The following is a 22,138-nucleotide window of genomic DNA, read 5'->3' as shown; positions in this document are numbered from 1 at the left end:
CAATCGGGAGCACAACGTGAGTGAATTACTGGCTAACCGCTATGAACTAGGGGCAATCATCGGCACTGGTGGAATGTCCGAAGTTTATAGTGCGCAGGACACGCTGCTTGGTCGTCAGGTAGCAATCAAAATGCTGCGTCCTGATCTAGCAAGAGATATTAACTTTCGGGAGCGGTTCCGCAAAGAAGCAAAAAACTCAAGCCTACTGAACCACCCGGCAATTGTTGCCACCTATGACACCGGTGAGTGCGAACAAAACGGATTAGAGATTCCCTATATCGTTATGGAGCTGATTACTGGGCGCACATTGCGCGAGGTACTTGCCGACAGTGGTGCGCTAAGCCCAGAGCAGGCGGCACGGATTCTCATTCCCGTCTGCGACGCTCTCCAATCAAGCCATGATACTGGGATTATTCACCGGGATATTAAGCCTGCCAATATCATGATTACCAATACAGGCAGTGCGAAAATCATGGATTTTGGTATTGCCCGCGCGCTTAACGACGTCACCTCAGCCATGACACAAACCTCAACAGTCATTGGTACTGCTCAATATCTATCGCCTGAGCAAGCTAGAGGCAAAACTGTCGATGCTCGTTCTGATGTTTATGCTCTTGGCTGCGTGCTCTATGAGATGGTCACTGCGAAACCACCTTTTGAGGGTGAATCGCCTTTTTCCGTTGCCTACCAGCATGTTCAAGATGATCCCGTTGCCCCTAGCGAATTCCTTAAAGAATTATCTGCAACGGCCGCACTCAACATTGATGCTGTGGTATTGACCGCTATGGCAAAGCACCCTGGTGATCGTTATCAGAGCACAACAGATTTAGCGCAAGATCTAAAACGCTTAGAACGCAATGCGGTCACTGAAGCTGCACGTCACTATGTTCAACCAACGCACCAGGTCGAGGACGAACCCGCCGCCGAAGTGACTGAAGTCAACACCACTGCTCTAGCTGCACAAAGCGCAAAGCACAAAACTAAAAAGAGCCGACTCTCTCCTTTACCTATCGTGCTACTCGTAGTATTGCTTGGTGCCAGCTCTGTTATTGGCTATGAGCTGTTCCAGGGAGCGGAATCAAAGAAAGTGGAAGCTGCAATGGTGCAAATTCCACAACTGCAAACAGTTCCCCAAGCTGATGCAGTCAAGCGCTTAGAACAACTTGGGCTGCGCGTAAATACCACAGAAGAAGCTAGTCAAGATATTCCACGCGGTAATGTGATCAGAACAAACCCCGCATTCGGCTCTAGTGTGCAGCGCGATTCGACGGTCACCTTAGCTATTTCCTCTGGTAAAGAAATTACCGAAACCCCTGACCTGACCGGATTGAGCATTGAAGCGGCTGCTCAGGTACTCACCGATGCTGGTTTGCAATTAGATCCTGTGGTTCGTGAGGATAGCTCAGATAGTATTCCAGAAAACTCCATCATGGAACAAGCACCTGCAGCTGGTTCACAGGTTTCTAAAGGCTCTAAAGTGGCAATTACTGTTTCCACAGGTGTGGCCACTGAGCGCATTCCTATTGTCACTGGTTTGCTGCGGGATCAGGCGCAAGAAAACTTAACTGCGCTCGGGTTTAACCCACACATTGAATATGTCGATTCCTTAGAGCCCAAAGACACTGTGATATCCGTCGACAGCGAAGGCGCACAATTGCCTAAAGGGACGACGGTAACAGTGAAGGTATCTAATGGAATGCTAATAAAAATGCCCAATATCACCCGCTTGAACACCGACGACGCCCTGAAAGCCCTACGCGGTGCTGGCTGGGAGGGAGGCGCTGCCCAACTAAAAATTGGCTCACCGGTGAAAACTGCTGTTATCCTAGATCGAGGTTTAATTGCAGAACAAGGTACTGCTCCTGGCAGCACTATTCGCAAAGATGCAGCAATAAATGCTCGTCTTTATGAGTTCGATATTCTGGCGTTGGGTTAGTGTTTTGCTCGCACTTGGTATATTGTGCACATAGTTAATTAGATAGAAGAGGTTATTATGCCAAAGGCAAAAATTTCTCAGTCAGTGAGCGCGCCAATAAGCAGCTCCACTGATAATCGCACCCCTGTGAAAATCAATGCCACAGGTACTCCAGTGTGGTACAAAATCATCATGTTTGGGTTTATGCTTATCGGCTTAGGCTGGCTAGTAGTTAATTACCTGGCTGGACTGCATATCCCAGTCATGCGTGACCTTGGCGCGTGGAACTATGCCATTAGTTTTGGTTTCTTTATCGTTGGTTTGTTGATGACTATGGGTTGGCGGTAATAGTCCATAAACCACTCTGTCTTGTCTGTCTTGGGGAGTGTGCTTTAGTTAACCACTAGAGCACACTCCCCAGCTTTGTGTTGAGCAATGCTGAGGGTTTCCCCAATGGTTATGCACAAGTTATTCACAGCTGTGGAAAACTATTTTCCCCAGGTTTGACCTGCACATATGTTTGATTAAAGTCGGAAGTATAATCGCCTATCCAGCGGTTTTTCTTGAAAAATCGTGGAGCACCTGTGAATAACACCAATGTAATTTATCCACATTGTGGATAACTTCTGTGGATAACCTTTGGGTGGCGTCGAAAAGCTCAAGCAAAAAATTGTTCACGCTGGAAAATGAGCACTAGTGTCACTAAGAGCAGCACCACAATCCACACCAACTGCACCCCGCGTGCCTTCTTTCGACGCGCTGTAACCAAGGGCATCAAAGCTATACCAGTCACAACACCACCTAAATGCCCCCAAATCGAAATACCAGGAATGATAAATGTACTGACAATGTTTATCCCCAAGAGCACCAATGCACTTTGCATATTGATGCGCTGATAAAAAGCAATAGCCGTGTAGAGGGTCATGAGGGAAAAAATTGTACCTGAGGCACCAATGACTGGCACCGCATAACTCATCCAAGTAATCGCAGCACTAGCACCAGAAATGCCAGTAATAAAAATCAAGGTATATATGGCACTGCCAAAGAATTTTTCTACTTCACGTCCGAGGAAAATCAAGATAAAAAGATTCATCGCCAAATGACTCGCGCCCTGATGGACAAAAGCATTACCGAAAATTCGCACTAAACCTGCTGGAAATTGGGTTGCATAAGGCCCATACATCATCAATGCGTTGCCCAGGGAACTACCGGCAAGAGAATGGATGATGGAGGAGGATTGGAACACTGTAATTAGCCATATTGCCACCATCAGTGCAGCAAAACAGGTGGTTGCAGGTGCTTGCTTATAGTAGCTGCGCAATGCGCTCATGAAGTTCTCGTCTTTCGGTATCTTGTCAACGCCAATTTCCACTATCGGCTGGAATACATGGAATACTCTGAATACTTTTAGAAAGCTCTAGAATGCCAAAGCCCTTGCACTATCAGTCTTGATAGGCAAGGACTTGTAGGGGTATCACAATTGAGAAGGGGTTATTCCACGATCTCTACTGATTCAATAACAACTGGCTCGGTAGGACGATCAAAGCGATCAGTTGCAGTGCCAGCAATAGCATCGACTACTTTTTGAGACTCAGCGTCGGTTACCTCACCAAAAATGGTGTGATGATTATTCAAGTGTGGGGTTGGTGCCACAGTGATGAAGAACTGAGAACCATTGGTGCCAGGACCAGCATTCGCCATTGCGAGAAGGTATGCGCGGTCAAAATGTAGCTCTGGATGGAACTCGTCAGCGAACATATAGCCTGGGCCGCCACGACCGGTACCAGTTGGATCTCCACCTTGGATCATGAAACCGTCAATAACACGGTGGAACACTGAACCATCGTAGAAAGGACCAGAGGTGGTACCGCTGGCATTTTCAGTTTTATAGTCAGCAGTACCCTTTGCCAAGGTCACAAAGTTTTCTACAGTCTTTGGCGCGTGGTTGCCAAAGAGCTCTACGGTAATATCACCACGATTAGTGTGCAAAATTGCAGTTGAAGTTCTCAAACTCATAGCTACCATTCTAGGCATATTTTCAGCAGGAACGGCAAAACCTCGCTACGCTGGTACCTATAAAGTCTCACGGCACTGAAAGTTTAGAGAATTTTAGAAGGAATTATGAACAAAACAGTTCTATTTACTGCACTACGCTCACTCAAGCACGGCTATAAGAGCTTTTCCCGCTACCGCTCCGCCAAAGCCCGCCAGGCCTATGAAGCACTTCTCGACGCCGCTGCCACCCATGAGGATACTGTAGAAAAGATTGCAGGTAGTGTCTCTGATACAGTTCAGGCAAGCAAAGAAAATATGGCTGAGCTTTATCAAGGCTCTTCTAAGCAAGCCGCATCCTTGATTGCACAATATCGCAAGCGCTTAGAAAAAGCCGCTAGTGAAGCTGCTGCCAAGAAAGAAGAGCTAGCAAAAGCAGCTGAACATAAAGCACAAAAAACCTCGAAAAAACTCAGCAAAGCCTCTAAGAAAGCACAAAAGAAAGCCACACAGCGCGCTGATCTAGTCAAAGCAAAAGTACGTGGGGAAAAACCACGCGCTAGCTTGCCACTTCGGTTGGTTCGCAGCTCTGCACTCATCGCCGCTATCGTTGCTGTTATTGCAGTGGCAACTAATGTGGTGCGCAATAAACTCAACCCACAAACCAACGATGTCCACGATGAGCCACCACGGGTAGAAGATCACCAGGCAGCAAAACCAGAATCAACACTGGTATATTCCACCCAAACCCCAGAAACACCAGAGCAAGAGCATATCCCTTCCCCTGAGGAAGGTGTATCAGAGCGTGATGAACAATTACTCAACGCTCTCGACGAGCAAATCGGCAAACACCGCCTAGCAGAACAAGAAACAGAAAAAGAAGCAGAGCAAAATTAAGCATTCTGCACAAGCTCAGCTTAGCTACGTGCTAATTCGTGGCTAAGCATCTCTAATTCTTGACCACCCGCCATCATTTGGGTCAATTCTGCCAACGTAATTTCTTGTTTGGGTTTATCTAGTATCTGCCGACCTAGGTTGAGAATGGTGAATTGATCCCCCACAAGATAAGCATGATGAGGATTGTGCGTAATGAGCACTACCCCAATACCACGATCCCTCGCTGCTGCAATGAACTTCAATACCATTCCCGATTGTTTTACACCCAAGGCTGCGGTTGGCTCATCAAGCACAATCACGCGAGCACCAAAATAAATGGCGCGAGCAATAGCCACCACTTGGCGTTGCCCACCCGAAAGACTGCTAATCGGGGTTTCAACATCAGGAATATCGACTCCCATATTTTTTAATTGCTCGCTGGTTATTTTTTTCATCTCTTTACTGCGCAAGGCACCAAAACGAGTGCTCAACTCCTGCCCAAGAAAGAAATTGCGCCACACCGACATATCAGAAACCACAGCCAAATCCTGATATACAGTAGCAATGCCCTGCGCCAAAGCGTCGCGAGGAGAAGAGAAAGAGACACTTTCACCATCAATGAAAATTTCACCACTGGTAGGTTTATGCAATCCAGCAAGCACCTTAATCAAAGTAGATTTTCCCGCGCCATTATCGCCCAAAACGCACACTACACTACCTGCACTCACGCTGAGATTTACCCCTTGGAGCGCGTCGAAAGTGCCATAAGACTTCGTGATCTCTGTTAATTCAATAATCGCCATAATATCTACCGCTTCTGTGTAAAGTTGGCAAAGGAAGTGTTAGTAAACACAGCAAAGAGCAACATAGCCCCCAAGAAGAACTTAAACCAATCCGGGTTCCAACCTGCATAAACAATGCCTTGGTTCGTCATACCAAAAATCAATGCACCAATTGCAGTCCCTAACGCAGTACCACGCCCACCAGTAAGCGCACAACCACCAATAACCGCAGCAATAATATAAAGGAACTCATTACCCACGCCTTGACCTGCTTGAATCGAATCAAAAGCAAAAAGAGTATGCATTCCCACAAACCACGTCGCACACCCGACGAACATGAAAAGAATAATTTTTGTGCGTCGCACCGGAACACCCACGGCACGTGCTGCTTTTTTATCGCCACCCACCGCATAAATCCAGTTACCAAAAGTAGTTTTATGCAGGATAAAAGAAGCAAGCGCCACAAAGAATAACCACCAAAAAACAGTAACCCGTATAGCCACAGACCCAATATGAACCGTACCGGCAAATACTGCATGAGCACTAGCAAAACCTTCCATATCAGCAATCGTTGGAGTCGCCACCTGCCCAGTAACCAATTTAGTAATCGCCAAATTAAGCCCTTGAAGCATAAGAAAAGCAGCAAGGGTAATCAAAAAACTTGCAATGCCCGTGCGAGTAACCAAAAAACCATTAAGCGCACCAATAGCTAAAGAAAAAAGCAAAGCAATGCCCGCACCCACCCACGAATTGAGATGAAAATTGTAGTTAAGCATTGTTGCAGCTAAAGCACAGCTTGTTACTGACACACCGGAGGAAAGATCAAACTCATCACCAATCATGAGCAGACCGACCGCCAAAGCAACAATGCCTAACGTAGAACTGGCATACAACACCGTTGCCACCGCGTCGAGAGAGCGAAAAGGAGGTGCCACACTAAAGAAAAGAATGAAAATTGCAATCGCCCCAAGCAAACTGGCAAGTTCCGGGCGACGAATAAAACGCGCCCAGCCTGATTGCTTGCGCAAGCGATCATCAGAGCTACCTACATCATGTGCGCTAGGTGAGGTGTTGGACGCAATACTCATCGCAAACCCTCTTTCGCAGCCTGAGAAATCACAGCCACATTAGAGGCATCCACAAAACTAGGACCAGTATAAACTGGTCGGCCACCACCCACAGTGCCACCATTGCGCTTCGCTAACCAAATAGCATCCACAGCTAGATAACCTTGAAGATAAGGCTGCTGGTCCACTGCCCATGCGATACGACCATCACTAATTGCATCAACAACCTCAGCATTGGTATCAAAAGTAGACACCTTAGCATGAGAACCAGCATTCTTTACCGCCTCAACTGCACGCATCCCCACCGAGGCTTGCAGACTCATCACCCAGTCAATAGTGGAATCTTGGGCCAACTTTGCCTGCATGGTTGCACCAGCAGCCGTGAGATCCTGACCATTAACATACAACAACTCCACCTGAGTAGCACCTGCCCCGGCAGCTACACCAGCACACCGCGCTTCCTGAGAAGAATTACCCTGCTCATGGATGACACAAAGCGCGTGCTTGACATTTTCAGTTGCTAAACGCTCACCGGCTTTGGTACCAGCAACCTTTTCATCCTGACCATAAAAAGCACTCAGCCCATACTTTTGATACGCATCCATACCAGAGTTCAAGCCCACTGTTGGAATACCAGCTGCCACTGCCTTTTGCGCCACCGGACCAATAGCCTCCGCATTAGGCATGGTTACCGCGATACCATCCACACCAGAATCAATCGCAGACTGCACGAGATTTGCCTGGTTAGGTACCTGCGGATCACTCGAATAACGCAGTTCGATATTGTCCTTCTTTGCAGCGTCTTCCGCACCTTTACGCACCAAATCCCAATAGGTATCACCCGGGGCACCATGCGAAATCATGCTCACAACATAGCGTGGCGTATCGACGCCACCAGCAACCCCATTGGCTGACCCATCACCGCGCGGCGCGCCACCAGTAGCAGAACACGCACCCGCAAATAAAGTCAGGGTCGCCGCAGCAACCGCACCAAGAACTCGAAACCGTTTAGACACTGTAGACGCTGTAGACACTATTAACACCGAACCAAAATTACTGACCAAACTTGCCCAGGTCAAACCGCGTGACCTGCGGGTTTATCGATTAAGTAGCGTCAAGCAGGCACAAAGGAGCAGATAATTTTCTTCAATTGGACAAGGGGTTTTTGCCGTATGGTGATCTCATCCCAATTACACAGCTTCACCACCATAAGCCAAGTATGATGTGCACATATCTATTTGCTGAGAATGCTAGGAGGTACTCAACCATGCATATCCATGCTAAGGATATTCGTCGTTATGCTCTCAGCACTTACCTGCGTTCGACTGCTGTGACACTCATTCCAATGCCCCTGTGGTGGATTCTCAACCAACACATCAGCTTATCGACGTACCTCTCCGGCATGGCAACTGTGGGCATAATAGGGATTCTTCTTGATCTTCCCACCTCTATCCTGGCAGATCGTTTCCAACCAAAAGTATTTCTCCAATGTGGATGTAGTGCTTTCATATGCGCTTTTCTCTGTGCCGCATTGTGCAATGGACCAGTTGCTTTTCTTGGTTACCTTTCTTTCAGTACCCTAGCTGGTGCGCTTTTTTCTGGAGCAGATAATGCTTTACTGGTCAGTTTGGTCGGTGACAAAGAGTTTGGGCACGTCAATAGTAAAATCTCAAAGAATCTCTACTGGGCAACCATACTTCTCATCCCCCTGGGCGCGTTTTCTTATCTGCTGTATCCTAGCCTGCCACTCTATCTGCAAGCAGTACTTTTATGCGGTTCTTTTATCGCATTATCCCCAATTGATAGTGCGCCTGCTGCCCTACATAGCCCGCATACCCCACGTACTCGCAATAGTATGTACTCAGCTATGCAGGTGTTTTATCCCTCAAATACTGCTCATGCTGCTGCGTTATGTTCACTGTTTCTTGTCGGTGGGATCGCTGAAACGGTTATTAGCCATGTGAATCGAACTTTTCAGCTTCAAGTCATACCGGATACGACCATCGCAACCCCTCATGTTTTAGGGATAAGTGTTATAGCTTTTTGTACTGGTAATCTCCTTTCAGGGTTTAGTTCTGCTCTTGCTCAGCGTCAGTTTCGGCTGCATAGACCCTATAAATATATATTCTCAGCCGTTATCATTATGCTTATTGTTGGTTTGGGAGCTATTTCTTATTCGCACCCGCTTTTGCTTATTGGCGGATATTTATTGATTGCTCTTGCCAAAGGCATTATTCGTCCCATGTGTTTGGCTTTTCTGCAAGATCTCAAACCACTAGCAGCACCGCAAGCTACCTGGTTTTCTCTCTATTCTTTTGCCGGGGCGATTATCAGTGCTTGTCTTATTTGGTCACTTAGTGTCATGGGTAATGATGTATTGCGCACTATTAATTTTGGGCTTATTGCAGCGTTATTCTTATGCTGTGTATTGATCTTGTGTGCAATTAAACATTCGGATGCGTATTGCATTCATACTGAGAGGTCTGGTTTTTCCGCAAAGAAATCTGCAAAGAAAGTTTGGGCATTAGCTGCTACGACTCCACATTTTGTGCAAAGTTATCGCGATTGTTCTCTCGCGCCTGTCGACGTCGCCCGCTGCATGACTCATGCTTCTCTAGCTCACCCCACAATCATTTCTACTACCGACGAGGAACTAGAGGTTGAGCACTTCCCGGGAATAACTCTCAACAATGCGTCTGGGCAGCAAGCATATGATGCTATCACCGCTATTCTGCGCGACTATTCCACGGCACAATTATCTCCTGATTTGCCGCAAATCTTCCTTGGGCCAGCAGATCTATGGTGTGGCTGTGGTAGTACAGTAGTGCACGGTGACTTACATCCAGAAAATATCTTGGTGGATAAGGCTGGTCATTATGTGGCAGTGGATTGGGATTTAAGCCATCATGGCAGTCCTGTTTATGATGTGCTTTTGCTTCTTTCCCACCCTAGAACTCCTTTAGCAGTGGATCAGAGAATAAGCCTGCTCAAAGAATATCTTGAGCAGGCGCATAACGACGATTGCGTGTTGAGGCAATGGGATCACAAAGCGTTGCTTAGTCACTATATGCAGTGGAAAATCACCAGCATTGAACAGTGGGATACCACGGAGGAGACGTCGAAAGCACAAGAGCAGCTATTGCGGGAATATCGCATTACTGCTCGTCTACTTTAGGCATCTGCCACCCACATCTTGCGATTAGGCGTGGTATGTGTGTTAAGGAGAGCGTCGATAAGCCCAAAGAATTGTTCGCGGTCTGCTTTTTCAATGACAGTCGCATTGCGCTGCACATCGAAAACTTCCCATGCCATAGCGGAATAACCACGGGTGAGATCGGAGTTAGTTTCTACGTCTACTCGATAGCGCGCAGATTTTTGGATGAGTTCAGGATAGAGCAAAGTGGCTAAAGTCATAGAATCAGGGTGGGTAGACCCGTTGATGCCGGCGGCTTCGTCGAAATCTAAGGTAGTATCACACACCGCCTTGAAAAATTGTGCAATCGGGGTACCTACTGCGGTTTTTTCATTGTATTGCGCGCGCGGCAGCGTTGCGTCATTAAAGGTGACTGGATCCCAAGGCATAACGACGATATTCTCAAAGCCTGCATTAAATACAATCTGTGCAGCCTCCGGGTCAACATAGAAATTGAATTCGGCTGCTGGGGTGATATTTCCACGACCATTATTTGACCCACCCATGATATGCAGCGATTTTACATTCTGCACAAAGCTGCGATCTTTCACTACAGCTGTAGCTATGTTAGTCAGTGGACCAATGGCAACGATGGAAATTTCACCCGGGTTTTCCGCTGTGATTCTCAATAATGCGTCCACTGCGTGCTCATCTTCTACCGACGTACCGGAAAAATCCATAGTAAGCCCACCGGCACCGTCGCCATGCACATCTTCTGCGGACGACCACGGACGTAGCATAGGTTGGCTACAACCTGCGAAAATAGGTACTTCGCCGAGTTTACCGGCAGCATTGAGCGTCATATGCGCATTACTTATCTGGCGGTCAAAACCAACATTTCCCGCAACCATGGTGATGGCACGAAAATCCGCACGTTCGCTAAGTAAACCAAGCAGAATTGCCACACAATCATCTTGTGCGGTGTCTGTATCTAGAATGAATGGAACCTTGCTCATCTTTTCTCCTCCGTGGATCTCACCAGACCAATACTACCCAGCCAACACTACCGATGAACAAGCCTGGTTTGCCTGCGGTTCCCACTAAGCCGATTGCCACTAAGCACAGAACGGCAGTAACCGCTTTTTGCGCTCTGCGCGCAAAGCCAACGCTTCTTCCATAGTTACCTCGATAAATCTAGTAATGGTTCCCGCAGCAGCACGGGCAACAACATCCATATCAGCACTAATAACTGTGGCTACCATCGCGTATCCCCCACCTGAAACAGCATCACGGTGCAATAAAATTGGTTGAGTTCCACCTGGTATTTGGATAGAACCTACAGCATAACCAGCATCAACGATATTAGATGGATCGCTACCTGCACCAAATTTTTGCTCACGCTGTACCCATTCCACTCCTGGTCCCTCGTAACGTAATCCCATCCGATCTGCTGTTGCAGTTAGTGACCATTCTTCTTTGACCAGTCGTCTAAAACCTTCTTCTGTGAGATAGTGATCATATAGTCCTCGCACAATTCTTACTTCTTGATAATTGCTAAAAATTGGGCGCAATTTTTCCGCCACATAAAGCAATGTAGGAAAATGCTGCTCCTGATCGCCTGTACGCAATACATCACCAGCAAGTAATCGTCGTCCAGCAATACCACCTAGTTTTCCTAAGATATACGTCGAGCGTGACCCTAAAACAATCGGCACATCAATACCACCACGAACCGCTATATAGAATCGAATACCGGCATCAAGATCACCAAAAGAAAGTTCCTGACCTGGTCGTACGTGGATCCTTGTCCACATTGGCTGTTCTTTTCCATCTAACAGAACCGTTACTGGCGCACCAGTAATTGCTATCTCTACGTAATCATCAAAAAATAATGTAGGACCCACATAAGTACATTCAAGAACTGCTGCATTACGACGATTACCTACCAACGCATTCGCCAAATAAGCACTGAATTGATCAGCGCTGCCGGACTGCGGAATGCCAAGGTGATAATAGCCATTGCGTCCTTGATCTTGAATAGTGGTTGATAATCCTGGTTCAATAACATCAATCCGCATAAAGAACTCCTATTAATTTTTCATTGAGTTTGCGGGGATCCTCCAATGCTTCAACCGCGTTAAATTGCACAGATCGCTTTCTGTAGCGGAATGTTCCTGCTGCAATTTGTGTTTTGATTTCTTGGTATTCTTGCTTGCTAACAGGTCTAAACTTCACGATGTCACCTGGCTGAAAGAGCACCATTGATTCTGTAAAATCTGGTAATTTCTGCTCTGGATCGTAGATAGGAGACGCAGCAATACCAAACATTTGGTATCCCCCTGCACCACGTACAGAATATATGCACGCAAAGCAGCCACCATGTCCAACAGTTAGCTCAGGAGTATCTGTGCGTGGACTGAGATATTTTGGTACTTCAAGTTGCTCTTGTCTGTCTACAAGTTGAAACATGAATGGTAATCCCGCAACAAAACCAACCATAGAAACCAGCCAAGGGCTGCTGTAATGGGCTTTAATGAAATCGGCGGTATCTGAGAAATTATTGATTGCTGCCGCATATTCTAGATCTGTTTTCGTTGGATCTTGGTGATAGCCCTGTCGAAACTTAGTTACTATTTCTGCTGTATAAGGATCATTGTACCATACCGGTATTTCGATTATTCGAGTGTCGATAATCGTAGCATCGTCATCAAGTTCTTTTTCAATACTTCTAATCGTGGCAACCATGTCATGTGGATGAAAAATATCCGGGTCAATACGAATAAGAATTGAGGCATTAGCTGGACAAATATCAATAATTCCCGACTGACCGTGAAGATGTTTAGCTGCTCTTTGCTCTCGTAATTTATGAATTTGTTTGGCAATAGCAGTCACCCGAAAATTAGCAGCTAATGACATCTCATCGCTGACTTCAACAAAGACAAACTCATCTCCGCCAAAAGTTATCCTGGAAATAGGTGCGCCAGTATCAGACATGAACATGACCTTTCCGATCCAGAACCTCACGCACGGCATGAGCAATTTCTACTGAACGAGGCCCATCGGAATGTACGCAAATACTTCTAAAATCTACAGCTATTTCTTTGCCATTCTCGCTAAGAATTGTTCCTGTCTCTAATGCTTGAATCGTACGCTGCGCTACTTCTTCAGGGCTTTTCTCCTCCGGGTGGGCTTTGATGAGCAAGGTTCCTTGGTCAGAATAATCGAGATCAACATAAAGCTCACCGACGAATTCCACCCCCATATCTCGACAGACCTTTTCATGTGCAGTGCCACTTAAACCGAGAAAAGGAACATCATAATTTTTTGCAACCCCCGCAGCTTCACGCATTAATTCTTCATCGCGCGATAACATTCCATAAAGCGCACCATGCGGTTTTATGTGATTGAGCTGCATATTTTCTGCTTCTAAGAATGCAACTAATGCGCCTACTTGATAGGTAATTATTGTTCTTGCATCACGAGAATGTAATGCCATCGACCGCCGTCCAAAACCAACTATGTCTGGCAACCCAGGATGTGCTCCCACTTTTACCCGGTGCTGCCGAGCAAGCGCAATAGTTTCTTCCATAACATTTGGATCTCCAGCATGATAACCACACGCAACGTTAGCAACGTCGATGAGCTCCATAAGACGAACATCATTGCCAAAACTATGAAGTCCAAGTGCTTCACCCATATCAGAATTGAGAGTGTAATGAACCATTTTTCCTCCATGCCCTTTACAGTCTTTTATGTTTGTAAAGCGTTGCTGCGGTTCGCACTCAACCCCTACAACGCGATGTACTTAATAGATTGGTATTCTTCAATACCTTCCGTACCTCCTTCGCGCCCAAAACCAGATTGTTTGATTCCGCCAAAAGGCGCTGCTGCATCGGAGATGGCTCCACGATTTATCCCCACCATGCCAGCTTTAAGTGCTTTGGCAAGATAGTGCGCAGTGTGGATATTTTCGCTAAAACCATAAGCAGCTAGCCCATATTCGGTGCTATTTGCCAACGCGACTGCATCTTCTAGCTTGCTGAATGTGGTCACTGTGGCGACCGGACCAAAAATTTCCTGGTGCATAATATCTGCCTCTGGGGCGACGTCGATAAGCACGGTTGGCGGGTAGAAATAGCCTTGTGCTGGCGGTTTTACCTCCGGTGTGGTGACTTTTGCCCCTAGTGCGCGCGCATTATCCACAAGTTGCGCGATTCGGTCACGCTGTTTTTCGGTAATGATTGGCCCTAGCTGCGTTGCCTTATCCAACCCATGACCCATGCTGAGCTGGGACATTGCCTGCGTGAGCTTATCGACGAACTCCGATGCCAGTGACTCATGCACCAAGAATCGATTTGCTGCGATACACGCCTGACCCCCATTGCGCATTTTCGCCTGCATAGCACAGGTAAAAACCAGATCAAGGTCGGCATCTGCTGCCACCACAAATGGCGCATTACCGCCTAATTCCATGGAGGTACGCAAGAGATTGTGAGCTGATTGCTCCACAAGTTTCTTACCTACAGCAGTGGAACCGGTAAATGTGATTTTCTTCAGGCGGCTATCGGTCATAAGCTGTGCGGATAATTCGGCAGCAGCCAAGGTGGGAATGATAGAAACAACGCCGTTAGGTACCTCATGCTTATGGAATACTTCGGCAATGATTTCGCCCAAAAGTAGCATGGTCAATGGGGTTTCTGCGGCAGGTTTGATAATAATGGTGCAGCCTGCGGCAAGTGCTGGCGCAATTTTGCGAGTTGCCATAGCTAGTGGAAAGTTCCACGGCGTAATCGCCAACACTGGACCTACTGGTTCACGGGTGGCAATGATTGTGCCATTACCTGCTGGTGCTGGAGCTACTCGCCCATGACTACGCACTGCTTCCTCGGCAAACCAGCGGAAGTATTCATTGCCATAGGCTACTTCTCCTTGTGCTTCTGCTCGAGGTTTTCCCATTTCAAGGGACATGAGGGCAGCAAAATCCTCGCTGCGCTGTGCGACGGCAGTAAAGATGTCATAGAGGATCTCCGAACGTGCTCGGGCAGAAAAATCAGCCCATTGCGTTTGCGCGTCGTCGGCAAGCTCAAGTGCTCGATTCCATTCTTCTGCTGAAGCAGATGCTACTTGGGCAAGGGTTTCTTCGGTTGCTGGATCTACGACCGCAAAAGTTTCGCCACTGGCGGCTGGAACATTGTTGGTACCAAGCCAAATACCAGTAGGAACAGTGATTGCTACGCCATGAGCACTATTTTTTATGGTTGTATGTGTTGTCATATTGCCACCTTAACTGTTTTATTGCTGTGGGGTTCTATCAGCTCATCAGCTCTCATGTATTTTCACCCTTAGCCACAATTTTTGATAGCTTGTGCCAATACGCCGAGTCCATCACGTAGGGTTTCTTCAGCGATTACCAGTGGTGGCAGCAATCGAATAATGTTTCCATCCAAACCACAGGTAAGAATGAGCACCCCTGCTTGTTTACATTCTTGGGCAATAGCTGCCGCATAGGCTGCGTCGGGATTGCCTTCTTGGTCAAGTAACTCAATAGCAATCATGCCGCCACGTCCGCGTATTTCTCCCACGCGGTTTGACTCAGCTACCTCGGCTAGTTCTTCACGAATGATGTGTTCTATCGCCAGAGCACGGTCGTTGAGCGCAAGGGTTTCCATTTGTTCTAGTGCGGCAAGTGCTGCTGCACAAGCGACGGGGTTACCGCCATAGGTACCGCCTAATCCTCCTACGACAGCAGCATCCATGATTTCAGCGCGCCCGGTTACTGCCGATAGTGGCATTCCTCCTGCTAGTCCTTTTGCGGTGGTGATGAGGTCGGGAACTACATTTTCGTGTTCTACTGCAAACCATTTTCCGGTGCGGGTGAGTCCTGATTGGATTTCATCGGCGATAAATACCACATTGTTGTCACTGCACCATGCGGAGATTTCCGCTAAAAAGCCTGGTGCTGGCACGATAAAGCCGCCTTCTCCTTGGATTGGTTCGATGACAACGCAGGCGAGGTTTTCTGCGCCGACTTCTTGTTCAATTTTTTTGATTGCGCGTGCTGCTGCATCGTGTCCGCTTAGCCCATCACGGAAAGGATAGGACATTGGGGCGCGGTAGATTTCGCTGGCAAAAGGACCAAAACCAGTTTTATAAGGTTTGTTTTTTGCCGTCATTGCCATTGTGAGGTTGGTACGTCCATGATAGGCGTAATCAAAAACCACTACTGCTTTTTTCTTGGTGTAGGCTCGTGCAATTTTCACTGCATTTTCTACTGCTTCGGCACCTGAGTTGAGCAGCACTGATTTCTTTTGGTGCTCACCTGGGGTTAGTTCTGCTAGCTTTTCTGCCACTGCGACATAGGATTCATAGGGCGAAACCATAAAACAGGTATGGGTAAAGTGTGCTGCTGCCTCACTGATGGCTGCGACTACTGCTGGGTTGGCGGCACCTACGGTGGTTACTGCGATTCCTGAGGCCAGGTCGATGTAGGCGTTGTCGTCGGCGTCAAGTAAAATTGCGCCGTCTGCGTCGACAATATAGCCAGGTAGTCCTGGGTTAAGCGCCTGTGCCACTGCTTTCTTACGACGCTCATCGAGTTCATTATTTTTTGATACGCCCCCAGAGTGCGCAGTAGTTTTTATACTGCGTTGTTGTGGGAGTCGGTACTCTAGGGCAGTTAAGTGCGCATTTGTATTCATACTTTTTATTCTGATTGAACAAATACATAAAGGCTTATATACGCTTTGTATAAATATTTCCTTCTTTTTGGATAATGTGGAGGTTGCTGTGGTTGCTTTGGCTCAGGCAGAAAAATATCTCACGCTTTCTTGGCTTTTGGCGCAGCATAGTTTGGAATTGGAGTCTTTATGCCCTGCTCAGCAGCCTTTTAGCGTCGTACAGCCCAGTGAACTTCCCGACCCGACTCAATTCATTGTCCGCAATTCAATTGTGCTTACCGTAGGTATCGCCTTCGAGCACTGCCCTGAACAATTCCATGACTATGTCGCTTGTCTCAAAGAAGCAGGTGTAGTAGCCATTGGGTTTGGCGTCGGACTCATTTTTGCAGCTGCACCACAACAGCTTATCGACGCTTGTGCTCACCACAATATCGGTTTATTTATTGTTCCGAAAAAAATTCCCTTTGTGTCTATCCTTAATGTCGTAACTGAGGAGTTTTCTCGTCAGGACAAAATGGAGCATGAGCAGTTTATGCACGGTCAGAAGGTCTTGAATCACGCTGCACTTTCTCATGGAATATCTGGATTACTCTCACAAACTGCAGCACTCATTGGTGGCTCATGCACCATTATTGATAATGACAATCGCACTATTGCCCATGTTGCCTACGCAGAAACTGATCGGGAGCCACTGCACCGGGTAGAGCACAAAATGCTCAGTTCAGGGGATCGTTTTCACACTCTCATTACCCACAGTGTGCTGCCATTATCCCGTTTTGATCGTGACATTATTAAGCACAGCATTGGTCTGGCGGATCTTCTTTTGCAGCGACCAGTACAATTGCGCAAAGCACGAACGGAATTAAATACCCTGGCTTTAAGCGTATTGCTTGGCTTTGATGGCAACGAAGAACAGTTGAGGCGTATTTTTAGCAGAATCTCTGATAATCATGGCAATGTGCGCCCCGTGCTTATTCAGGCACATACTCAGGCACATATCAATAAAGCATTTCGCACTATCGACGCACAGCTAAGCGCCAACGACCGTGAATTGTGCGCAATCATGCTCAATGAGCACTCTGCCCTGCTGCTTTTCCGCGCAAGCCGATCCATTGACAATATCTTGACCCTTTTCGGCGAGAGCAAAGAGCAGCTCAAAATATGTATTGATACTACTCATCCGTGGCAGGATATTGATTCCCGTCTCGTCGAACAGCTCAATATCGCGACAAAAGCACTGGCAATCGGCACTCATTCTAGCCCACAGAATTCACCACTGCGGTGGCTGGCAAACCCAAATGTGATGCAAGCTCTCGACGCGCGGGCAAAGATAACCCTGGATAGATTGCGTTCCTATGATGCCCAGCATCATACTGAGCTCTACGACACGCTCAGTGTATTTCTGCAGCAAGGCTCCAATATCACAACAAGCTCTGCAACCTTAGGTATCCATCGACATACCATGCGCTCACGACTACACCGCATAGCAGGCATCTGCGAAATTAATCTCGATGACCCAGTTACCTGTGCAGAAATGCTCTTGGTGGTCATCAGTAGACCAAGTTCTGAGTAGTTTTAGCGGATTCTCATAAACCAGCATCTCATATTATTCGCAGCATGAGATGGGAATATAGGAAAATATAGCAGGAATTAGTAACCTAACTCTTGAGATATTTTCATTTATTTCTTATGCGCTTATAACTTGGAGTGATTTACTATGACTAATTCATACAACCCCTACTCAGGGCAGGATCCTCATACTTCGCAATCAGCACCCACACCTGCACCTGCCGAAAACCCTTTTGGGACATATAGTGCACATCCCTATGCAATGAATAGCGGTGCTTATTCTCATAACTATCCCGGTGGATTGCCATTTACCCCAGCCTCAGTATGGCATCGAATTGGAGCGTATGTAATAGACAGCATTATCATTGGTGTTGCTGCTGGAATCCTGATCTCACCTATCTATTTCATAGTGATTACATCTCTTTCTCACACCGACCCAGATCAGATAGATAGCCTTGACCCGCAAATAATTATCGCTGGCATCATTATCTTTATCATCTCAATACTCTTCTCCATAGCGGGCATCTTCTACCGCGTCTATTTTGACCATAAAAAGCAAGGCACTTTGGGCAAAAAAGCACTTGGTCTTGCTGTAGTTACTCACGACGGCAGCTCAATTAGTAAAAAGCAGGCCTACACCAGAAGTACCTGGTATATCATCATGACTGCGCTGTCTTTTATCCCAGTGATTGGCTCAATATCAACAATCGTTTTATATATTCTGGCGATTGTCACTATGGATAACCCACTCAAACAACACAAGTGGGATCAAAAAGCTGGTGTTCTAGTCATAAAAAATAAAAACTACTGATAGCAAAAAGGCTTCCTAGCAGGATATTTAATTATTTTTAATATCAATGCTATGATTGTTGAAGTCTTTGGGGCATTAGCTCAATTGGTAGAGCACCTGCTTTGCAAGCAGGAGGTCAGGAGTTCGATTCTCCTATGCTCCACGGATAATAAACCCTGCTGCTTTTAGCAGCAGGGTTTTTGGATTCACTAGATAAAATATCCCCGTAATGCAGGGGTTATAGCCAGCCTTGGCAAAAATTTTAGCAACAATAGTGGTAAACCATTGCGCGTCGAGCGAGAGTTGTTTAGAATACATAATGAAGCCTTAGGAAACGGCAATTTCCTAAGGCTTGTGAGTTGCCTCTCTAGTTAAAAAGTTCCTGCAAGAACTTAACTAGAGCAGTAACAAACTTTACGACTCCAGTCGCTAGTTGAAGTTTTGCGAGACTTCTAGCATTGGAGTCCTTTCCTTTGTCACTGACAACAGGCTTCTCACCATGTGGCTCCTCTCGGCTTGTGCTTTCCCCTGGCGAACAGGGGCGGGTGATTCAACCCAAGCGAGGAGCTGCGAACCCGCCCGCCAGAGAAGGAATTAAAGATAATTCACCGCTAGTTAGTTTAGCAAAAATAATTTCTGGATAATAGAGGCTCTGGGTTAAAAATAAACGACAACAATACGGATACCGTCAATTAATTTTCATTAGAAAACTAAAACGAATGTATAATGGCGCTGTTGTTTCAGATGCAAGTATCTAATATCAACTATGAAAGATGAAGATTCTATGGAAAACAAAAAAATTATGGTTACATTCGGAATAGTCATCGCAGCGCTCATCGCAACTATAGCTATTGGTTCTATCGCACTCCAGAGGCATTATAATCACGTCCTACTGCAAGAACTCATTGATGGGGCAAATGAACGAGGGCTAGAATACAGAGTAGTTTTGGACACAGATCTACGTGGCAACTTCTCTTTCGAGATAATAGACGAGCAAGAAAAATAATCTTGCTCGCCTGAACAGACCACATAACTAGGTCATATCCTCTTAAAAAGGCACCCCACTGCGGAAAATCACATTGGCATAGGGTGTAGTTTCTCCAGTACGTATCACAAAGGAACACTGCGTAAGCTGCTGCTTAAGCTGCTCATGTGCAACAGTCTGCACAGGAATATCAGGGATAAGCGCACGCACCTGATCAGGGGTTTGCGTAGCAATCGCGGCACCTTCTACCACTACCTCAGCCAATACCGCACTCACGACGTCGGCAAAGCGCGGTACCCCAAAGACCAGGGCTAAATCAATAACCTCTACATGAGCAGGAATAGGCAAGCCACAATCAGCAATAGCAAAGGTATCCGTGTGCCCGAGCTTGTTAATAGCGCGAGCAAGTTGTGCATGAAGAATTCCTGTTTTACGCATGAGTTACCTCTGGCAAAGTGTCATAGGCGTGTGGATATGAGGGTTGCGCCCCATGCCCTAACGCAGCAAACGCACCCACTCGAGCTGCATACTGAGCAGCCGATACCAAATCTGCACCCTCAAGTAGCTGAGAAACCAGTGCTCCTGTGAACGCATCCCCTGCCCCAGTCGTATCTACGGCATGAATGCGTGGCGTAGCAATAGCGGTGTAATCCACCTGACCAGATGCCGATTCCGCTGTGGCAGCAACTGCCGCTCCCTGCGCCCCCAAGGTCAGTACAACAGAGGGGAAACCTGCTGCTAATAATGCAGTCACAAGCTCGTGTGGTTGGCTATTTCCCTCGGTATTTTCCTCGGTGGTACTTTCAACCTCACCTAATTGTGCAAGTACCAGTCCTGCCTCATGCTCATTGACCACCAAGGGATCAGCCTGCAATAACGTGGCAGAATCTACTTCGATAACCGGTGCAAGATTGATGACCACGCGGGTACCAGCTGCACGCGCAATATCTACCGCGGCACACATCCCCTCAGCAGGGATTTCGCCTTGCAGAAGTACAATATGCGCTTGCGCAATAAGTTCTTGACGCGCATACACCACATCCCTATTCACCAGTGCATTTGCACCAGGAATAACGATGATACTGTTCTCACCATCTGCGGAAACAGTAATAACAGCCAAACCAGTAGTGGTGTCTTGGGCACGCAATACCTGATCAAGACGCACACCTGAAGATTCCAGTAAAGATAATGCAGCACCAGCATAAGCATCATCACCTACTGCACCAATAAAGCTCACCGACGCCCCTTGCAATGCTGCGGCTACTGCTTGGTTAGCACCTTTGCCACCTGCGAGAATATCGCCACCTGAACCCATAAGTGTTTCTCCTGGGCTGGGATGACGCTGCACTGAAACCATGAGGTCAGCGTTGATAGAGCCAACTACAACGAGGTTGGCATAATCGTCGTGGGATTTGCTCATGTTACTTCTCAAACTCCGCTAGGTTATCGCTGGTTACAGTAACTACTGGCACAGAAACTTCAGTTTCAGCTTGTTTACCCTCTAATACAGCTTTTGCTTGTTCTACTGCTCGCGCACCCAACTCATCTGGTTGTTGTGCAATAGAAGCAGTCAAAGTGCCCTTTTTCACTGCGGCTATACCATCTGCAGTACCGTCGAAACCAAAGACTTTTACCTCTTTCCCTGCTTTGGCACCGAGAGCCTCGATAGCTCCTAACGCCATTTCGTCATTTTCGGCAAAAATAGCTTTGACATTAGGGTGTGCCTGGAGCAAATTGGTGGTCACGTTTAGACCTTCAGTGCGGTCAAAGTTTGCTGTTTGCTTTGCAACCACTGTGATGTTGGGATATGCCTTAATGCCTTCACTAAAACCTGCACCACGATCACGGGAGGCAGAAGAACCAGCAATGCCTTGCAGCACGAGAATCTCACCTTGTTCGCCGATGGCAGCGGCAAGAGCATCGGCAGCTTGTTTACCACCAGCAATGTTGTCGGAGGCAATAAAGGAAGCAACTTTTCCTGCACTTGAGGAACGATCCACAGCAATGACAGGAATGTTGGCTGCGTTTAATGACTGCACTGCGGCACCCACGGCATCAGAATCTACTGGATTGACAATCACCGCTCCAACGCCGAGTGTTTCTGCATTTTTGAGTTGATCGGTTTGGGTTGCCGCATCATCAGAGGCATCTTTTATATCTAAGGTAATGCCCAGTTCTTTTGCCTTTTCTTGGGCTCCATCTCGCAATTCGACGAAGAAAGGATTGGTTTGCGTCGAGAGTGCCAAAGTGACAGATTCAGCACCAGATTCTCCACGATTACAGGCACCAAGTCCAAGCGACAATGCGGCAATAGATGCAATTGCGAACGTATTTCGGATTAGTTTCATGATA

Annotated in this window: 22 protein-coding genes and 1 tRNA gene; 8 read left to right on the top strand and 15 right to left on the bottom strand. The window is 47.0% G+C overall.

Features of this window, described 5'->3' with window-relative positions:
• The first annotated feature begins 16 nt into the window (after positions 1–16).
• Complete coding sequence (pknB, locus tag EML15_RS03975; RefSeq protein WP_144273578.1) at positions 17–1,936, top strand: Stk1 family PASTA domain-containing Ser/Thr kinase; 1,920 nt, start codon at positions 17–19, stop codon at positions 1,934–1,936.
• Between the two features lie 57 nt (positions 1,937–1,993).
• Positions 1,994–2,263, top strand: a complete 270-nt coding sequence (gene crgA, locus EML15_RS03970; protein WP_144273577.1) for a cell division protein CrgA — start codon at positions 1,994–1,996, stop codon at positions 2,261–2,263.
• A 310-nt stretch (positions 2,264–2,573) separates the two neighbouring features.
• Here crgA and EML15_RS10120 read toward each other — a convergent pair whose 3' ends face one another.
• Both EML15_RS10120 and EML15_RS03960 read right to left on the bottom strand, forming a co-directional pair.
• A complete protein-coding gene (locus EML15_RS10120; protein WP_144273576.1) occupies positions 2,574–3,287 on the bottom strand; it encodes a rhomboid family intramembrane serine protease in 714 nt (237 codons plus the stop codon).
• 119 nt (positions 3,288–3,406) lie between these two features.
• Positions 3,407–3,931, bottom strand: a complete 525-nt coding sequence (locus tag EML15_RS03960) for a peptidylprolyl isomerase (protein ID WP_144273575.1) — start codon at positions 3,929–3,931, stop codon at positions 3,407–3,409.
• 105 nt (positions 3,932–4,036) lie between these two features.
• Between EML15_RS03960 and EML15_RS03955 the strand changes: the two genes are divergently transcribed.
• A complete protein-coding gene (locus EML15_RS03955; RefSeq protein ID WP_144273574.1) occupies positions 4,037–4,804 on the top strand; it encodes a hypothetical protein in 768 nt (255 codons plus the stop codon).
• A 20-nt stretch (positions 4,805–4,824) separates the two neighbouring features.
• On the opposite strand, the gene EML15_RS03950 is transcribed toward EML15_RS03955, so the two are convergent.
• Genes EML15_RS03950 through EML15_RS03940 form a run of 3 tightly spaced genes read right to left on the bottom strand, consistent with a single transcriptional unit; the run spans position 4,825 to position 7,603 of the window.
• On the bottom strand, positions 4,825–5,589 hold the full coding sequence (locus EML15_RS03950; protein ID WP_185967194.1) for an ATP-binding cassette domain-containing protein: 765 nt from the start codon (positions 5,587–5,589) through the stop codon (positions 4,825–4,827).
• Between the two features lie 2 nt (positions 5,590–5,591).
• A complete protein-coding gene (locus EML15_RS03945; protein WP_144273572.1) occupies positions 5,592–6,653 on the bottom strand; it encodes an ABC transporter permease in 1,062 nt (353 codons plus the stop codon).
• Positions 6,650–7,603: a substrate-binding domain-containing protein gene (locus EML15_RS03940; protein WP_246847018.1), complete on the bottom strand. Its 954-nt coding sequence runs from the start codon at positions 7,601–7,603 to the stop codon at positions 6,650–6,652. The genes EML15_RS03945 and EML15_RS03940 overlap by 4 nt, the downstream gene beginning before the upstream one ends.
• Positions 7,604–7,899: 296 nt before the next feature.
• Here EML15_RS03940 and EML15_RS03935 point away from each other — a divergent pair, with 296 nt between their 5' ends.
• Positions 7,900–9,807: an MFS transporter gene (locus EML15_RS03935; protein WP_185967169.1), complete on the top strand. Its 1,908-nt coding sequence runs from the start codon at positions 7,900–7,902 to the stop codon at positions 9,805–9,807.
• Here EML15_RS03935 and EML15_RS03930 read toward each other — a convergent pair.
• The 6 genes from EML15_RS03930 to gabT form a co-directional block, all read right to left on the bottom strand.
• Complete coding sequence (locus EML15_RS03930) at positions 9,804–10,781, bottom strand: nucleoside hydrolase (RefSeq protein WP_144273569.1); 978 nt, start codon at positions 10,779–10,781, stop codon at positions 9,804–9,806. The genes EML15_RS03935 and EML15_RS03930 overlap by 4 nt on opposite strands.
• 99 nt (positions 10,782–10,880) lie before the next feature.
• Positions 10,881–11,843: a biotin-dependent carboxyltransferase family protein gene (locus EML15_RS03925; protein ID WP_144273568.1), complete on the bottom strand. Its 963-nt coding sequence runs from the start codon at positions 11,841–11,843 to the stop codon at positions 10,881–10,883.
• Positions 11,833–12,759, bottom strand: a complete 927-nt coding sequence (locus EML15_RS03920) for an allophanate hydrolase subunit 1 (RefSeq protein ID WP_144273567.1) — start codon at positions 12,757–12,759, stop codon at positions 11,833–11,835. Before EML15_RS03920 ends, EML15_RS03925 begins: the two co-directional genes overlap by 11 nt.
• The gene (gene pxpA, locus EML15_RS03915; protein WP_144273566.1) at positions 12,752–13,489 is read right to left on the bottom strand and encodes a 5-oxoprolinase subunit PxpA; all 738 of its coding nucleotides are present in this window, start codon (positions 13,487–13,489) and stop codon (positions 12,752–12,754) included. The genes EML15_RS03920 and pxpA overlap by 8 nt, the downstream gene beginning before the upstream one ends.
• 65 nt (positions 13,490–13,554) lie before the next feature.
• Positions 13,555–15,039, bottom strand: a complete 1,485-nt coding sequence (locus EML15_RS03910; RefSeq protein WP_144273565.1) for an NAD-dependent succinate-semialdehyde dehydrogenase — start codon at positions 15,037–15,039, stop codon at positions 13,555–13,557.
• Positions 15,040–15,107: 68 nt separating this feature from the next.
• The gene (gene gabT / locus EML15_RS03905) at positions 15,108–16,463 is read right to left on the bottom strand and encodes a 4-aminobutyrate--2-oxoglutarate transaminase (RefSeq protein ID WP_144273564.1); all 1,356 of its coding nucleotides are present in this window, start codon (positions 16,461–16,463) and stop codon (positions 15,108–15,110) included.
• A 76-nt stretch (positions 16,464–16,539) separates the two neighbouring features.
• On the opposite strand from gabT, the gene EML15_RS03900 reads away from it, so the two are divergent.
• The 3 genes from EML15_RS03900 (at position 16,540) to EML15_RS03890 (ending at position 18,964) form a co-directional block, all read left to right on the top strand.
• Positions 16,540–18,015, top strand: a complete 1,476-nt coding sequence (locus EML15_RS03900; protein ID WP_255455988.1) for a PucR family transcriptional regulator — start codon at positions 16,540–16,542, stop codon at positions 18,013–18,015.
• Positions 18,016–18,159: 144 nt separating this feature from the next.
• Positions 18,160–18,822 carry an RDD family protein gene (locus EML15_RS03895; RefSeq protein WP_144273562.1) on the top strand — a complete coding sequence of 221 codons (663 nt, stop codon included), beginning with the start codon at positions 18,160–18,162 and terminating at the stop codon, positions 18,820–18,822.
• Positions 18,823–18,891: 69 nt separating this feature from the next.
• Positions 18,892–18,964: transfer RNA gene (locus EML15_RS03890), tRNA-Ala, on the top strand.
• Here EML15_RS03890 and EML15_RS03885 read toward each other — a convergent pair.
• Positions 18,955–19,119, bottom strand: a complete 165-nt coding sequence (locus EML15_RS03885; RefSeq protein ID WP_185967168.1) for a hypothetical protein — start codon at positions 19,117–19,119, stop codon at positions 18,955–18,957. The genes EML15_RS03890 and EML15_RS03885 overlap by 10 nt on opposite strands.
• Before the next feature lie 448 nt (positions 19,120–19,567).
• Between EML15_RS03885 and EML15_RS03880 the strand changes: the two genes are divergently transcribed.
• Complete coding sequence (locus EML15_RS03880) at positions 19,568–19,807, top strand: hypothetical protein (protein ID WP_144273561.1); 240 nt, start codon at positions 19,568–19,570, stop codon at positions 19,805–19,807.
• A 42-nt stretch (positions 19,808–19,849) separates the two neighbouring features.
• Here EML15_RS03880 and rbsD read toward each other — a convergent pair whose 3' ends face one another.
• From rbsD to EML15_RS03865, 3 genes are read right to left on the bottom strand one after another with little or no spacing between them, the layout of a single operon-like run.
• Complete coding sequence (gene rbsD, locus EML15_RS03875; protein WP_144273560.1) at positions 19,850–20,224, bottom strand: D-ribose pyranase; 375 nt, start codon at positions 20,222–20,224, stop codon at positions 19,850–19,852.
• Positions 20,217–21,206 (bottom strand): ribokinase, encoded by a 990-nt coding sequence (locus EML15_RS03870; RefSeq protein WP_144273559.1) that lies wholly within the window; start codon positions 21,204–21,206, stop codon positions 20,217–20,219. Before EML15_RS03870 ends, rbsD begins: the two co-directional genes overlap by 8 nt.
• A gap of 1 nt (position 21,207) precedes the next feature.
• The gene (locus EML15_RS03865) at positions 21,208–22,134 is read right to left on the bottom strand and encodes a substrate-binding domain-containing protein (protein ID WP_144273558.1); all 927 of its coding nucleotides are present in this window, start codon (positions 22,132–22,134) and stop codon (positions 21,208–21,210) included.
• Positions 22,135–22,138: the final 4 nt, after the last annotated feature.

Source organism: Corynebacterium sp. sy017, from assembly GCF_017918135.1.
GTDB lineage: Bacteria > Actinomycetota > Actinomycetes > Mycobacteriales > Mycobacteriaceae > Corynebacterium.
This window is presented reverse-complemented; position numbering and strand designations above follow the sequence as displayed.